This is a genomic window from Sphingobium sp. RC1 (genome assembly GCF_059738765.1).
In genome coordinates this window covers 1,514,423-1,530,582 of sequence record NZ_AP027306.1, presented here as the reverse complement: position 1 = coordinate 1,530,582, position 16,160 = coordinate 1,514,423, and the positions used below count along the sequence as shown (strand labels likewise).

Here is a 16,160-nt window from a genome sequence, read left to right as displayed (position 1 = left end):
ATATTTCTCCTTCAGTTGGGCGGATATCTAGGACGGTGACGCGTCCGTCTCAACGGGTGACGGCGGCAAATTCTCCTGCGCGGGAGGAAAGCCCGGCTTGTGCGCGGCCAGAAGATCAGCCGGAAGGGTGATGAGGCGCGGGGCGCTGGTGTAGAGCAATGCCGCCTCAATTCTCCGATCCGGGAAGATCACCTGAAGCGCGGCGGCATAGGCGGCCATTTGCCGGACATGGGCGCTGGGCACTTCATCCACGCCGAGCGGCGCCACGCGGCCGGTCTTGAAATCCACGACCTGCACGCGATCGGGGCCGATGCATAGACGATCGACGGTGCCGGAAATCACCATGTCGCCGACGACCGCCGCGACAGGTGCTTCAGCGAGAGCGCCGGGCGCAAAAAGCGGTGCGAAGTCGCTGTCCTCGATCACGCGAAGGGCCTGCGAGATGACGTCATGGCGCAATGATGCATCTGCCGCGCCCTGCTGCTCCAGCCAGCGACCGGCGCGTTCGCGGCGCTGTTCGGGTGGAACATCGGGCAAACGTTCGAACAAAGCGTGAAGCCAGCGCCCCCGATCGCTTGCCGCCTTCATCGCCGGGGTAGGCGGCGGATAAGGCACGTCGTCCTCTACCGGAGCAGAGGGCGCGAGGGGCCGGGGTGGACGGGCTTCCTCTGGTGCGGGCTGACGGAGCCAAGCGGGTTCGGGATGCGCCACCCTTTCCATCGCGGCGCTCTTTTCAAGCGCGCGTGGAGGCAGGGTTTCCGCGCCGAGCCAGCGACGCCGGGCGCCCCACAGATGATCGTCCTCCCACTCCGTGCCAAGGGCGATCAGGGCGTTTTCAACGGCGGTGAACCAGCTTTCGGGTTGCGGCAGGCCGCGCGCGCGGGGGCCGAGCGAGCCGGTGACGACCAGCCTTTCCTCTGCGCGGGTCAGAGCGACGTAGAGCAGCCGCCAATGCTCCTCCCGCTCGGCGGCGCGCGCGTCTTCCAGAACTTCCCCGATAGGACCAAGGCGTTCGGTTTTGCGCGGGGCCAGGATAGGCAGGCCGTTCCATTCCAGGGAATCGCTGCGTGTTCCGGCATCGGGATCGAGGCAGGCATCAGCCAGGATGACGACCGGCGCCTGCAACCCCTTCGCGCCGTGCACGGTAAGAAGGCGAAGCGAATCGCCCTGCGCGGCTGCATCGCGGACGATCTCCACTTCGCCCCGGTCGAACCAGTCCACGAAGCGCTGCAAGGATGGGTGATCGTCCGTTTCGAAGGCAAGCGCGGCATTAAGCAGTTCCTCGATCGGATCGGCGGCTTCAATCCCCAGACGTTCGATGAGTCGGCGGCGGCCCTCCATAGGGCCAGACAGGATCGATTCGAGATAGCGGTAAGGCGTGGTGAGGTCCGCGCGTGTCAATAATGTGCGAAGCGGGGCGAGCGTGCCTTCATCCAGCGTGCGGGTAAGATGCTGCCACAGACTGACGCGACGGTTCATGGCGCGGGCCATCAGGTCATCCTGCGTCCAGCCGATCAGCGGCGATACCAGCAGGGAGGCCAGGTTGAGATCATCCTCCGGCTGCACCGCGAAACGGAGCGCGGCGAGCAGGTCGCGCACGGCAAGCGGTGCGTTCAGGCGGAGGCGATCGATCCCCGCGACGGCCACCCCCTCCTCATAGAGACGCGCGACGATCAGCCGGGCGAGTTCGCTGCGGCGGCGGACGAGGATCATGATGTCGCCTGCCGTCACCGGGCGACCCCGGCTTTCGAGCATCATGCCGTCGTCGATCCATTGGCGGATCTGGCGGGCGATATTCTGGGCAAGGAGACGTTCCTGATCGGCGGCCCAGTCTTCCTCGCCTTCTGCGTCGTCGGACAAGCCTGCGATGGTGGGTTTCCACAGCAGGACCTCACCGGGGAAGCGGTTGGCGCTGATGTGCTGGACTGCGCCCGAAGGCAGGCCTAGCCGCTCGGCGCTTAAGGTCGCGATCGTGTGATCGACCACGTCGAGGACGGCGGGCGTGGAGCGGAAGCTGCGTTCAAGCGACAGGTCGTGGAAGATATGGTCGGCATCTTCCGCATGACGCTGGAACAGTATCTGCGCGGCAGCGAAGGCCTGGGGGCTGGTGCCCTGAAAGCCGAAGATCGCCTGCTTGAAGTCACCGACGGTGAAGATGGTGCGGATGCGATCACCCTTGGCCCCCTCTCCTGCGAAGAATTCGGCAGCGAGCGCGCCGACGATCTGCCACTGGCTGACGTTCGTGTCCTGCGCCTCATCCACCATGATATGGTCGATGCGCTGGTCCAGTTTGTAGCGGATCCAGTCGGCGATGCCGGGCTGGGACAGGAGATCCGCAGTGCGGGCGATCAGGTCGTTGAAGTCCACGGCGCCCGCAAGCTGCTTCGCCTCATGATAGGCGCGGGCATAGGCGCGGCCTGCATGCAGTCCTTCGGCGAGCAGATCGGCATAGGCGGCGAGCGCCTTGAGGCTCAACAGCTCGGCGCAACGGGAATGGAGGCGCGCGCTTGCCTCTCCATAGCCATCGACTGGCGGAACCCATCCCTTGGCCGAGATCAGGTCGCCGTCCGCCTTTGCCCATGCGGCGTGAAGGTCTGCGAGGGTTTCCGCCCGGTCCAATGCGCTGAGCGCGCGCCATCGGGCTATGCGATCACAGCGTTCCAGAGCGCGGCCGGTGCCCCAATCGGCATTTGCCTGAGCGATCCAGGCGAGAGATCGCATGTCGAACTGCGCGTCTTCACATTGGCTTGCGAGGTGCGCAAGGACGTCGCCTTCCGGTAGGCCCAGTTCGCGATAGAGCCACGTGGCGATGTCGTCTGGTAGTTGCTCCAGTGCGGGAAGATGGGAAGCGCAACGCAGCAGGAATTGTTCAGCGCCGCCTTCGCCCAGACGGAGGCTGATCGCCTGAAGCGCTTCCATCAGCCTGTCGTCCCGCTGATCCTGCGCGGTGACGGCAAGATCGGCCAGCGTCTGGCGGGCGAGCGCCGACTGCTCGCGCTGATCGAGGGGGCGGAAGCCGGGGGGCAGATCGGCTTCGAGAGGAAAGGCGGTCAGCAGCTGCTGGCAAAAGCCATGGATGGTCTGAATGCGAAGGCCGCCGCCAGTTGATTCCAGCACCTCAGCGAAAAGGCGGCGAGCGCGGTCTCGCGCCTCCGGGCCGCTGTCCTCGTGCAGCGCCTCCAGATCTTCGAACAGTTCGCCTTCTTCCATCTGGACCCAGGCGGCCAGCCGGTCATGGATGCGGTCGGCCATCTCCGCCGCGCCCGCTTTGGTGAAGGTGAGGCAGAGGATGTTTTCAGGCCGCACGCCCTGCAGCAGCAGGCGGAACACGCGCGCGGTCAGCACATGCGTCTTGCCTGTGCCCGCAGAGGCCGACAGCCATACATGCGCGTCGGGCGAAGCGGCACGCGCCTGCGCTCCGGCCAGCGGCTGAAGGGCAGAGGTCCTCCTAGCCATCGTCGCGGCCATACCATTCCTCCAGCCGCATCAGCTGGTCATAGTCGCCGTAGCTGGCGACTTCGGGGTTTACTTGCGCGTCGAAGGGGGCGTTGCCGGTCAGATAATCCCCCGCGATCTTCTCGAACCATTCGTGGACGAGCGATGTGAAGGACGTCGTCACGATCTTGTCTCGCTTCCCCATGGGATCGACGGGGCTTTCACGATAGCCGAAGGCGTCGTTCTTCTTGGCCAGCGACCAATATTCGAAACATCCTGCGGTTCCGGCGCCATCGATGGCAGGGAAGCCACCCTGTTCGGCGATGAGGCCCAGCAAGCCCAATTGAAGTGAATAGCCCGCCTTCACCTGCTTCGCGCTGGGGGGCTTGCCGGTTTTATAGTCCACGATGGCGAGCGAGCCGTCGGGCATGCGGTCGATGCGATCCGCCTTGCCGGTGAGGGTCACTCCGGCGATCTCCGCGCGGCCGTCCGTTTCCACCCCAAGGATGGAGCGGCCCGCTGCCTGATCGGCGGTCACCTCAGCAGCGATCCAGCGGATAGCCTCGATCAACCTTGGTTGCCAGAGCGCCTTCAGCAACGGGTGGACATCGGGCCGGTCGAACATGGCGCGGGCGCGGGCTTCCAGATCGGCGGGATCGCGTTGCCCGGCCTCTGCCCAGCGCTGGAGGATTTCGTGGACCGCCGTGCCGCGCCATGCGGGACCCGCGTCGGCATCAACCGGATCAAGGCGGTTAAGGCGCAATATCCGCTTGGCATAGAAGGCAAAGGGATCAGCCTTCAGCCGGTCGACATCCGTGACGGGAATCAGCTTCGGGCGGACGGAGGCGGGTGGCACTGGCGCGGGACGGCGGCTTGGCTGGTGCCGCGCTGGGCGATCGAGTGCCTGTGCCAGCGCAGCGTAACGATCGGCGATCTTCCATTGTGGACCAGCCATGGCCTTGAGGCGCAGCCAGAAGCGGGAGGCTATGGCGGGGCCTCCCGAACCCCTTCTGGAGCGGGTGATGAGGACGTGGGGAGCGCCCAGTGCGCTGGCAAAGTCATGAGCGGCGCGGCCGATGCGGGTTTCGAGGCCGGGCAGGCCAAGGTCGCGCCGGATACGGGGGGCAAGCCAGGGGTCGGGTGATGGCAGGCCGGGCCATGTGCCCTCGTTGAGGCCGCCGAGGATCATTAGATCAGTCTGAACCAGCTGGGCCTCGATCAGACCCAATATCGAGATGCGCGGATGGCCGCCCTGAACCGGGCGCACCGAAACGCCACCCAACATATTGTCGAGCAGGGTCGGGAGGGAGCGGATGTCAGATTGTTGAGGGCCTTCGGGGGCCGCCTGTTCCATCTCGGCGAACAGATCGGCGGCGGCGTGGCCCTGGACACCGGACCATATGGCATCGCCGGTCAATACTCCGGCTTGTTCGCGAACCGCCGCCAGTTGAGCGGCGAATGTGGGGGCGGCGGCGCAGGCTTGCTCCAGCGGGTCGAGCAACGCGCGTGCCTGTGACCACCATTGCCGCGTTTGGGCTCGCAAGGCTTGCTGGCGATCCTCTCCTTCCCGTTCGGCGAGGAGCAAGTCTACCCCTTGAAGGCCAGCAGGAGGACGCGGGCCGCGAAGCAGCAGGTCGAGGCCGCGCACGCCTTCCAGCCACGGAAGGCGTTCTTCGCCGCGCATGACCAGCGGATGCTTGAGCAAAGTGAGCAGCGCCACGGGCGCGAAGCGTTCGGCCACCGCCTGGGCCAACGCGATAAGCAAAGTGCCCGGCGGCAAGCGGGACAGCGGGAGACCAGCGGAATCGTCGGCTGATATTCCCCAGCGCGCCAGATGCGCCGACACGCGCGTAGCGAGCTGCCGGTCAGGCGTGACCAGCGCGGCGGTGCGGCCCTGTGTTTCCACTGCCTCACGCAGGGCGATGGCGATGGCCTGCGCTTCCTCGCCGGGCGTGGCGACTTCCAGAGCCTCTACCCCTGTGAGTGAGCGGTCGGCGGTTTTCAGATCGCGCCAGCGGCTGGTGAGGCGCGGAGGGAGCATCGCGTTGGATATGTTGCGGCTGCGGACGGCGCGCGCATCATGCTCGCTGCCCCAGCGCCACAGCGCTACGTCATCGCGCGTGGCGCTCATTCCATTGAGCAAGCGCTTCAGGGTATATTGGGGATGGGTTTCATGCGCAGGAGGCGCACGGCCGGTAACGGGGTCCGGCGCGAATGGACCGATGGCGTCCCATGCGGCTTCGTCCATTTCATGGTCGAGGCCAGCGAAAACGACGCTGCCGCGCGGCAGGACAGAAATCCTTCGAAGCAGACCCGCAACCGCCGGAGCGGTCGTGGCTATGCCAGCGGCGATCACGAAGCCGGATGGTGGCTCTGCGGCCCAACGTGCGGCGAGGCGATCGAACAGGCGATTGCGTCGGTCGGCCAAGTCAATGAGGCCAAGCCGTGCCAATTCCTCGGGCCAGCGGCGAATGAGGATGGAGAATAGATCGAGCGATCTTTGCCAATGGCCCGACAGTTCATCCGACAGCGTGAGTTCGGAAAGCGCGGTGATGGGCACCCGTTCCACCTGCATCTGGTCGAGCACTGTGCCGAGCGCCTGGCCGAGCTTGATCGCCTGCGCGGCGTCCATTGGCTGGCCGGATGCCTGCTGAACCATGCGGGCCAGGATCATCTGGCGGCGCATGGGCGGGATGGCCGGGGAAATGGCCTCCCCCTCCGCCAGAGGATCGAGCGCGCCGCCTGCCTGTTCGCCAAGATCAGGATCGCCGATCGCGACCAATCGGGGAAGAAGCAGGCCTCCAGCCGATCGGCGAACAAAAGCATCGCTGACAGCGCGGATCGCGCGGTTGGTGGGCAGCAGGATCATGCCCTGCGCAAGTGCCATCGGGTCAGCACCATGCTGCGCAAATATGCCCGCTGCCAAGGCGTCGGAAAAGGCGCGGTGAGCTGGGATATTGAACAAGGCGGGTCGGGTGCGATCACCCATGAGCGAGCATCGACTCCACAAAGGGAATGGCGCGCGGCGTGCCGACGTCGAACCAGAGGCCATGATGGGAAACGCCGTAGAGGCGCCCCGCTTCGATAGCGCGGTTCCAGAAGATATTGGTCGAAAAGACGTCGGATGGCGGATCGACCAGCAGGCTGGGCGAAAGGATCTGCACGCCTGTAAAGACGAAGGGCGCGACATGGCTCGTCTTGCGGCGGCTCACCCGTCCAGAGGCGTCCATGTGAAAGTCGCCCGGTCCCGTGTGGCAATGGGCGCGGGCGAGCGGCACCAGCAACAGCAGCGCGTCCATGCGATCGGGGTCCCACAGGCGCTGCATCATACTCAGCGTTTCCTGCGGCCCGTCGATCCAGAGATTGTCGCTGTTCGCGCAGAAGAAGGGATTGTCGCCCAGCAGGGCACGGGCATGGATCAAACCCCCGCCCGTTTCCAGCAGCTTGGGACGCTCGTCCGAGATCAGCACCTGCATGCCGTTGGAATGGGCGTTGAGATGCGCCTCGACCGTGTCGGCGAGGTAATGAACATTGACCACCACCTTGCGGATGCCGCCAGCGGACAGCCGGTCCAGCGCATGGTCCATCAGCGGCTTGCCAGCTACCTTGACCAGTGGCTTTGGACGCGTGGCGGTGAGCGGGCGCATCCGCTTCCCAAGGCCCGCCGCCATCAGCATTGCCGTGTCGATCATGCGGGGACGTTATCCTGAAGCGCAAGGTGGCGCTTTTCCGCTGGGATGTTGGCGGCGAACCAGTCCGCTACCGGCGCGAGCGCGGGATGCGCCAGGTCGCGCTCCAGCAAGTCCCACATGCGCGGCAGGAAGGTCAGGTAGCGCGGCTTTCCGTCCCGCTTCCACAGGCGCGTGAAGATGCCGATGATCTTCGCATTCCGCTGCGCGCCCAGCACAGCATAGGCAGCATCGAAGTCGGCTGGGGGATTTGCGATGGCTTTGTAGTGGCTGATCATCGCGGCCTCCACCTCCGGCGGCACATCGCGTCGAGCGTCCTGAAGCAGCGACACGAGATCATAAGCGGGATGCCCGGCAAGAGCGTCCTGAAAGTCGAGAAGGCCAAGCCCCCGAACTTCAGGTCGATCGATCAGCATGATATTTTCGGCATGATAGTCGCGCAGCACTGTGACGACGGGGCTGGCGGATTGCTCCACGATCGAGAGCACGGCATCCCAGGCCCGCGTATAGGCATCTGTATCGACAGGGAGGCCGATCGCGGGGCAATACCATTCGGTGAGCAGGCCTGCTTCGCGTTGATAGACCGCGCGGTCATAGGGCGGCAGGTCGGCGGCAGGCTGGCGATGAAGATCAGCGAGCAGCTCGACTGCGCGGCTATAAACGCCTTCCTCGTCGGCGGGGACATCGTCCAGATGTTCCTTGACTCGCAAGTCGCCGAAATCCTCAATGAGTACCAGACCTTGTTCCAGGTCGCGGGCAAGGATCGCCGGGGCAGCAAAACCCTGTCCCGTCAGATGTTCGGCAATGGCGATAAAGGGGCGCGGGTCCTCATGTGGCGGCGGCGCATCCATCAGCACGGCACGGCGCGCGCCATCGACCACGCGAAAGTAGCGACGGAACGACGCATCACCGGCCAGCGGGACGATAGCGGCATGCCCCCACCCCGCAGCTGAGAGAAAGGCGGGAGCGGAAGCGGGCGGGATCATATCTGCGACCATCGCTCTGTCCAAGCGTCCGGCACGCGCACTGTCAAGCGCCGAGCGCCGTCGGGTTCGATGTCGATGTGTAGCCGCAGCGCATGCGGCCATGCATCCGGACCCAGGCGGTCGGGCCATTCGACAATCAGTAGACTGTCCATCAGATATTCGTCCAGAGCCAGTTCCTGCGCCTCCTCCGCATTATCAAGGCGGTAGAGGTCGACATGGGCGACGGGGAGCTTCACCTCCGGCACATCATAGGGCTGGACGATCGCGAAGCTGGGGCTTGGCGCCTCGCCTGCAAGGCCAAGCCCCTCCAATATGCCGCGCGCGAGCGTTGTCTTTCCCGCACCAAGGCCGCCTTCCAGCGCAATGACGTCACCGATGCGCGCCACGTCAGCCAGACGGCGGCCGAGGGCCAGCATCGCCGCTTCGTCGGGCATGGTCAGGCTCTGCTCAGCCACGGGGTAGCTCGATCACGGCCATGGTGCCCTGCCCCGGCTCTGACACGAGCTGGAGGGTGCCGCCATGGGCCTCGGCGAATTGCTTGGCGAGCGGCAGGCCGATCCCGGCCTTTTCGCCGCTTCGTGCCTGTTCCGCGCGAGCGGCTGCGTCGAAGATCGTGGCGCGGCGCTTTGCGCTGATGCCTGGACCGTTGTCAGACACGACGAGCCGCGCGGAGTCGCTGCTGCCGTCGCCATGCAGCAATACGCGCGCGCCGCGTCCGCTGTAGCAGACGGCGTTCTCCAGCAGATGATCGAGCGCCTGGCCGATCCGGCGGCTGTCGCCTTCCACCTTCCCCAGCGTTTCATGCAGGGAGATCGCAAGGTCGATGCCCTTGGCCGTTGCCTCGACCTTGATCCGTTCGATGCTTTCCTTTGCCAGGGCGGCGAGGTCGACAGGGGCGCGGTCGATCGGGAGCGTCCCGGCTTCTCCCTGTGTCAGGTCCAGCACATTGTCGATCAACATCGACAGGCGACTGGTACTCTGGAGAATGCCATCGACATATTCCTTGGCGGAAACGCTCAATTCCCCGGCATAGCCCGCGCTCATCATCTCGGCGAAGCCCGCGATGGTGGTGAGCGGCGTGCGCAATTCGTAGCTCATATTGGTGACGAAGGCGGTCTTGACCCGATCGGCCTGCTCCAGCGCTTCGTTGCGGTCGCGCAGCACCTGTTCGACACGGCGGCTGTCGGTCACGTCCAGCATCGTGAAAAGTGCGTTCCCATCGGGCAGAGGGATGGCGGCAAATTCGAAGATGCGGCCGTCCGCGAAACCGACATGGCCGACGCGCTGCTTGCGTTCCACGGTCGCTGCGCGGACCAGTTCGCGGACGAGATTGGCCTGCTGCGGCTTGGCGAGGCGGGATTGGACGGCGCGGAGAAGTTCGTCGATGCGCGGGTGCTGCGCCAGCAAATCTTCCGAGATTTCCCAGATCGAGCGGAAACGGCTGTTCCACAGCGACAGGCGACCATCGGAAGAAAATACGCCGATCGACTCGAACAGATTGTCGAATGTGGCCGTGCGGACTCGCAGAAGCGTGTCGCGCGCGCTGGAAAGCTGGACCTGCTCCGTGCGATCTTCAAAGATCAGGAGCAGGCCGCCGTCGGGCAATGGCTGACCATAGACGCGCAGATGCGTGCCATCGGCGAGCAGCCAGTTTTCCTCGCGCGGGTCGGGTGAGAGGAACCAATCGCGACGTTCTGCGCGCCACGCCGGAAAGTCGCGATGTTCGGGCAGGCGGCGGGCCTCGCGCATGCGGTCGAGGACGCGTTCGAACACGGGCTGGTCGGCCAGATGTTCCTGATCAAGCCCGAACAGGCTCATGAAGGGCTGGTTCCAGAAACGCAGGGTGCGATCCGGGCCAAAGCGGGCCACGCCAGCAGAGAGGCGGTCGAGCAGGTCGCGCTGAGCCGCCTCAAGGCGGCGATGCTCGACGCGGGCCTGTTCAAGCTCATTCTGGTCCATCGCGAAACCGGCGACGCCAGCTTCGCCAAGGGGGACATCGACGACCCGCATCGTTCGGCGTTCGCCATCGATTGTCGCTGGCACCATGCGCTCGACCACTCGATCCTCCGCGAGCGCCTGCTCTGCTGATGACTGAGGGCCTAGGCCGCCCACCGCCTCGACCAGTTCCGTGCCGTGCGCGATGACATCTGCCGCATTAGCCCCGTCCACCGCGCTGACATAGGCAGCGTTGACGAGGCTGAGGCGCATGTCGGCGGTGCGATGCCACATCGGAAACGGCGCGGCTTCCACAAGGCCAGCGAGCGCTTCCAGGGCCTCACGCAGTTGCTCGACCTTGCTCTTCAGCGCCTGGATTTCGGACTGGCTGTCGGTCGCGTCGAATATCCACAGGACCACGCCGCCGCTTTCAGCGAGTACTGGCCCGGCAGGCGCGCCGCGCACCAGCAGGAGCCGGGACGACCCCTCTCCTCGCACAGGCAGGGCGAAGCTGCGTCCGGCGCGCTGGGCCGCCGCTATTTCCTGCGCGAGGGCCGCTGCGTCCTCCGGTTCCAGACCGCCGTCGGGCGCGGTAAGTTCGGATACGAAAGCGGGTACACGGTCCTTGCCAAGCCATTTGGCGAGCCGATCGGCAGCCTCGATCCGGCCATCGGCGTGAATGATAATCGGTGCAGCGGGTGCCGAGGCGAGCAGGCTGGACAGGCGATCGAATTTGCCCTGCACCTGCGTGCCTTCGCGCCGCATGCGCTGTCCGGTCGAAAGCGCCCACACCGCGGCGGCCAGCCACGCGGCCAGCACGATCCCCAAGATGACTGCGGCAAATGGGGTCAATGACGTCATTGCGCCTGTTCACCCCTCATCGCGACTGCCACCCCTTTGCATGATTATCAGGGGACTAACCCAAGTCGGGAGCAGCGTGAAGCGGGGAGTTTGAAGAAATGCGCGGTTCCTTCAAGACAGAGACGCCCCCATCTTCTTCGTACCAACGAACGCTGGAATCTCAGCCGGACGCCGTTGGCAACAGATCCTAGCTTTCGCTGGGATGACGAGAGGCTAAGCATAAAAAAAGGGGAGACTTTCGCCTCCCCCTTTCGGGTTTGCTTAGTAGCGGTAATGGTCCGGCTTGAACGGGCCATCCGGCGTCACGCCGATATAGGCAGCCTGCTTGGGGGTCAGCTTGGAAAGCTTCACACCCAGTTTTTCGAGGTGAAGCGCGGCGACCTTCTCGTCCAGATGCTTGGGCAGGACATAAACTTCGTTCTTATACTCGTCCGACTTGGTCCACAGTTCGATCTGCGCCAGCACCTGGTTGGTGAAGCTGGACGACATGACGAAGCTGGGGTGGCCGGTGGCGCAGCCCAGGTTCACCAGGCGGCCCTTGGCGAGGACGATGATCTTCTTGCCATCGGGGAACTCGACTTCGTCCACCTGCGGCTTGATCTCGGTCCACTTCATGTTGGACAGGCCGGCAATCTCGATCTCGCTGTCGAAGTGGCCGATGTTGGACACGATCGCCATGTTCTTCATGGCGCGCATGTGATCGACGGTGATGACGGCTTCGTTGCCCGTCGCGGTGACGAAGATGTCGGCGCGGGTCGCCGCTTCTTCCATCGTCACGACTTCATAGCCTTCCATCGCGGCCTGAAGCGCGCAGATGGGATCGACTTCGGTCACCAGAACGCGAGCGCCACCGTTGCGGAGCGATGCGGCCGAACCCTTGCCGACGTCGCCGAAACCCGCGACGCAGGCGACCTTGCCGGCCAGCATGACGTCGGTGGCGCGACGGATGGCATCGACCAGCGATTCCTTGCAGCCGTAGAGGTTGTCGAACTTCGACTTGGTGACGCTGTCGTTGACGTTGATCGCCGGGAAGGGAAGCTTGCCCTTCTTCGCCAGCTCATAAAGGCGGTGGACGCCGGTGGTGGTCTCTTCCGACACGCCCTTGATCGCGGCGACGGTCTTGGTCAGGTAGCCCGGACGATCGGCCAGGAAGCGCTTCAGCGTGGCGACGAAGATTTCCTCTTCCTCATTGCTCGGCGTGAACAGCTCTTCCCCGGCCTCGACGCGCGCGCCCCACAGCGCGAACATGGTGGCGTCGCCGCCATCGTCCAGGATCATGTTGCACGGCGTGTCACCCCAATCGAAGATGCGGATGACATAGTCCCAATATTCCTCCAGCGTTTCGCCCTTGACGGCGAAGACGGGGATGCCGCGCGCGGCGATTGCGGCAGCGGCGTGGTCCTGGGTCGAGAAGATGTTGCACGAAGCCCAGCGGATTTCCGCGCCCAGTTCAGCCAGCGTCTCGATCAGCACGGCGGTCTGGATCGTCATGTGCAGCGATCCGGTGATGCGCGCGCCCTTCAGCGGCTTTGCAGCACCGAATTCGGCGCGCAGGGCCATCAGGCCGGGCATTTCGGTTTCGGCGATCTCGATTTCCTTGCGGCCGAACGCGGCAAGGTTGATGTCGGCGATCACATAGTCCTGCGCCTGGGTGGCGGGTGCTGTGGCCACGAGCGTGTCTCCATCGGTTTAGAATGTGCCGGAGCCGATCGCATGGCGAAACGGCGGCGATGGCCTGCGCTTTACCAATCGCCGCCGATGATGGCAACTCAATATAAAGTTTTCTTTATGTCACTCTTCACCAGGTCGGGAGGCGACCGCGACCCTCGTTTCACCCAGATCGGCAGATGGCTCCGCTTCCTGACCCGCAATCGCCATAACGACGTCGCAGCGGGCGCCCGAAAGATGCGGGGTAGTACCGGCAGCATCCGACAGTTCAAGCAGCGCCGCCCGGGTCGCGGGTAGCGCGTTAGCCGCATCCGTGATCGACTGGAGGTCGCGGCAGGCGAGCCCTTCGGCCCCGGCGCCATAAACGTTGGCGAGGCTGGTTACGTAATTGTCGTAAGCGCCCAGCGCGCCAACCGGTCCTGCGACGGAACGGAAATGTTCGCGCAGCTCGTCATTGACCTGCGTCAGCGCGTCACGCTTTTCCCTGATGAAGCGGTTATAGTCGGCCAGAAAGTTGCTGCCCGTGGAGCGGCATCGCAGTGCCGACACCATCAGCATCATCTCAAAATCCCGGATTTGCGCCGCCTCTACCGCAACCTTTTTCCAGCAAGGCGCGGCGCTGGCGGGCGCGAGCGGCATCGCTGCGGCAATCATAGCCGCGACAAACTTCTTCATGATTTTAACCCCCGAGCAATTTCCCGAGGAGGAAGGTGCGCCCGCGCGCTTGCCGCGTTGTAAATGAAGGCAGTTAGCGGGAATTTACCCGGAAATGTTCAGTTACGATGCGGAAACAAGCTCTGTTTCGCGCCATCGTTGCGCAGCTGAACCGGGAAAATATTTCGCAAATTACGCGACGTGATCAGGCGGAGCCAGCGCCGCTCACCAGATGAGACGCATCGACTCCGGCAGCGGCATAGGCCGCCGCCCACTTTTTTTCCGCCGGAACGTCGAACAATAGATCCGCGCTGCATCCCGCCGGGAACCAGCTTTCGCCGGTCATCTCCTGATCGAGTTGTCCTGCGCCCCAACCGGCATAGCCGAGCGCGACGATATAGCGACTGGGACCAGTGCCTTCCGCGATCGCCTTCAATATCTCCAGCGAGCCGGAAAGCCCCCAGTCTTCCCCGACCTCCACCATGTCATGCCCTTTCCAGTCGAGGGAATGCAGCACGAAGCCCCGGCGCGGTTCGACCGGCCCGCCGCGAAGCACGGGTATGTCGGGGACATTGGCGGGGTTGATGTCAAAACTTTCGAGCAGTTCATGCAGCCCGACGCCCTCGATTTCATCGCTGACCGCGATGCCGAGAGCGCCATTTTCATCATGGACGCAAATGGCGATCACGGAATGATCGAAGCGCATGTCTTCCATGCCCGGCAAAGCGAGCAGGAACTGACCGGCATAGGAGCGAAGCTGATCCATAAGATGAATATACGCTGCCCAGCGGCTTTGCCAATGGCGGGCTGTCGTTCACCAGGGGCGATGCGGCACGTAAGCCCGCCTTGACACAGGGCCGCCAAGCGCCGACCTCCCGCCTCATCAACGGCAGGAGACAGAATATGACCATCGCGAAAGGGGATCGCATCCCCGCTACCACCTTTGCCAAGATGACGGAAAATGGGCCGGAGCAGATTTCCTCCGACGAATTTTTCAAGGGGCGGACGGTGGCGCTCTTCTCCGTGCCCGGCGCCTTTACGCCGACCTGCTCGGCCAAGCACCTTCCCGGCTTTGTGGAGAAGGCCGACGCGCTGAAGGAAAAGGGCGTGGACGAGATTGCCTGCACCGCCGTCAATGATGCGTTCGTCATGGGCGCATGGGGCAAATCAGCCGGGGCAGACGATAAGGTCACCATGCTGGCGGACGGCAATGGCGACTTCGTCAAGGCTGCGGGCCTGACGATGGACGGCAGCAAGTTTGGCATGGGCACACGTGGCCAGCGCTTTTCCATGATCGTAAAGGATGGCGTGGTCACCGAACTGAATGTCGAGGCACCGGGTGAATTCAAGCTTTCGTCGGCGGACCATCTGCTGGGGCAGCTCTGAGGCGATTGCCGTGCGACGATAACCCCGTTGCGCGGCTACCCCGCCTTCCTTCCGTCACATATCTGCGGTAGCAATGTTCGATGACGAAAAGCATCGGCAGCGCGGCGGTCGCGCAACTGGACAGGATTTACCAGACCTCTATCGGAAATCTGCGCGAGGCCATGCAGGCATATGCCCGCGATGGCAGCGTGCCGCCGCCAGAGGCAAAGTCCGATCGCCGCTTCTGTTATCCCGAACTGCGCGTCATCCATCATGCCGAAACCGATGCCCCGCCACCCGGGCGATCCTTCGCCCGTCTGTCCAAGCCCGGCCTTTATACAACCACGGTCACCCGGCCGGAAATGTTCGGCGATTATCTGGCCGAGCAGATTGACTTGCTCGTCCGGGATTATGGAGTGGAGGTCGAAACGGCGGTCAGCGATCAGCAGATCCCCTTTCCCTATGTGCTGGATGGGCTGGACATCAGCGCTCTTGACGGCACTCCTCCCACCGAACTGGCGCGCCATTTTCCCGCAACCGAGTTGGCGGAGATCGGGGACGAGATCGCCGATGGCCTGTTCATGCCGGATGCAGAGGGGCAAAGGCCGCTGGCGCTGTTCGACGGGCTGCGCACCGATTTCTCGCTGGCCCGACTGAAACATTATACCGGCACGCCAGCCGAGCATATTCAGCGATACATCCTCTTCACCAACTATCATCGCTATGTCGATGAGTTTGTGGCCTGGGCCTGCGCGGAACTGCAAAGAGACGGTTCGCCCTACACGGCTTTGTCCGGCGCAGGCGGCGTCTATGTGACGCGGGAGACGGCCGATCCCGCGCGCATGATCGCCGACAGTGCATGGCGCAAGCATCAGATGCCCGCCTATCATCTGATCGCGCCCAATCGCAGCGGCATCACGCTGGTCAATATCGGTGTCGGCCCGGCGAATGCGAAGACCATCTGCGATCATCTGGCGGTGCTGCGGCCGGAAGCCTGGCTGATGATCGGTCATTGCGGCGGCCTGCGACCCAGCCAGCGGATCGGCGACTATGTGCTCGCCCACGCCTATCTGCGCGACGACAAGGTGCTGGATGATATGCTGCCGCCGGAAATTCCGGTGCCAGCTATTGCGGAAGTTCAGGTCGCCCTAGCAAAGTCCGCCGAGGCAGTTCTGGGCGGCAGCAGCGAGGAGGATTTCAAGCGCAGGCTGCGCACCGGGACCGTGGTGACGACCGACGATCGCAATTGGGAGCTACGCTATTCCAGTTCAGCGTTGCGCTTCAGCCTGTCGCGCGCGGTGGGGATCGACATGGAGTCCGCTACCATCGCGGCGCAGGGCTATCGTTTCCGCGTGCCCTACGGAACATTGCTCTGCGTTTCGGACAAGCCGATCCATGGCGAACTGAAGCTGCCGGGGCAGGCGAACCGCTTTTATGAGGAAGCGATTGCCGGGCATCTGCGGATCGGCCTGATGACGTGCGAACTGCTGCGGCAGGAAGGCCCCAAGCTACACAGCCGAAAGCTGCGGGCGTTCAACGAGCCACCATTTCGGTGATGGATTGGCGG

At 64.1% G+C, this 16,160-nt stretch carries 11 protein-coding genes; 2 read left to right on the top strand and 9 right to left on the bottom strand.

The features are described 5' to 3' along the window. Positions 1-27 precede the first annotated feature (27 nt). From addA to AC6JBC_RS07455, 9 genes are all read right to left on the bottom strand, one after another. Positions 28-3,468: a double-strand break repair helicase AddA gene (gene addA / locus AC6JBC_RS07495; protein ID WP_498023675.1), complete on the bottom strand. Its 3,441-nt coding sequence runs from the start codon at positions 3,466-3,468 to the stop codon at positions 28-30. Then, a complete protein-coding gene (gene addB / locus AC6JBC_RS07490; protein ID WP_498023674.1) occupies positions 3,449-6,424 on the bottom strand; it encodes a double-strand break repair protein AddB in 2,976 nt (991 codons plus the stop codon). Before addB ends, addA begins: the two co-directional genes overlap by 20 nt. Then, on the bottom strand, positions 6,417-7,127 hold the full coding sequence (locus tag AC6JBC_RS07485; protein ID WP_498023673.1) for a nucleotidyltransferase family protein: 711 nt from the start codon (positions 7,125-7,127) through the stop codon (positions 6,417-6,419). The genes addB and AC6JBC_RS07485 overlap by 8 nt, the downstream gene beginning before the upstream one ends. Continuing rightward, positions 7,124-8,110 (bottom strand): aminoglycoside phosphotransferase family protein, encoded by a 987-nt coding sequence (locus AC6JBC_RS07480; RefSeq protein WP_498026026.1) that lies wholly within the window; start codon positions 8,108-8,110, stop codon positions 7,124-7,126. Before AC6JBC_RS07480 ends, AC6JBC_RS07485 begins: the two co-directional genes overlap by 4 nt. Then, the gene (gene tsaE, locus AC6JBC_RS07475; RefSeq protein ID WP_498026025.1) at positions 8,107-8,544 is read right to left on the bottom strand and encodes a tRNA (adenosine(37)-N6)-threonylcarbamoyltransferase complex ATPase subunit type 1 TsaE; all 438 of its coding nucleotides are present in this window, start codon (positions 8,542-8,544) and stop codon (positions 8,107-8,109) included. The genes AC6JBC_RS07480 and tsaE overlap by 4 nt, the downstream gene beginning before the upstream one ends. 13 nt (positions 8,545-8,557) lie before the next feature. Next, positions 8,558-10,906, bottom strand: coding sequence for a PAS domain-containing sensor histidine kinase (locus AC6JBC_RS07470; protein WP_498023672.1), 2,349 nt, complete (start codon positions 10,904-10,906; stop codon positions 8,558-8,560). 261 nt (positions 10,907-11,167) lie between these two features. Further along, a complete protein-coding gene (gene ahcY, locus AC6JBC_RS07465) occupies positions 11,168-12,577 on the bottom strand; it encodes an adenosylhomocysteinase (protein ID WP_498023671.1) in 1,410 nt (469 codons plus the stop codon). Positions 12,578-12,697: 120 nt separating this feature from the next. Beyond that, the gene (locus AC6JBC_RS07460) at positions 12,698-13,249 is read right to left on the bottom strand and encodes a hypothetical protein (RefSeq protein ID WP_498023670.1); all 552 of its coding nucleotides are present in this window, start codon (positions 13,247-13,249) and stop codon (positions 12,698-12,700) included. 184 nt (positions 13,250-13,433) lie between these two features. After that, positions 13,434-13,994, bottom strand: coding sequence for a YqgE/AlgH family protein (locus AC6JBC_RS07455; RefSeq protein ID WP_464788761.1), 561 nt, complete (start codon positions 13,992-13,994; stop codon positions 13,434-13,436). Positions 13,995-14,131: 137 nt separating this feature from the next. Between AC6JBC_RS07455 and AC6JBC_RS07450 the strand changes: the two genes are divergently transcribed. Beyond that, entirely contained in the window at positions 14,132-14,614 is a 483-nt protein-coding gene (locus AC6JBC_RS07450; RefSeq protein WP_498023669.1) for a peroxiredoxin, read from the top strand. Between the two features lie 80 nt (positions 14,615-14,694). Further along, positions 14,695-16,149 carry an AMP nucleosidase gene (locus AC6JBC_RS07445; RefSeq protein WP_498023668.1) on the top strand — a complete coding sequence of 485 codons (1,455 nt, stop codon included), beginning with the start codon at positions 14,695-14,697 and terminating at the stop codon, positions 16,147-16,149. Positions 16,150-16,160 lie beyond the last annotated feature (11 nt).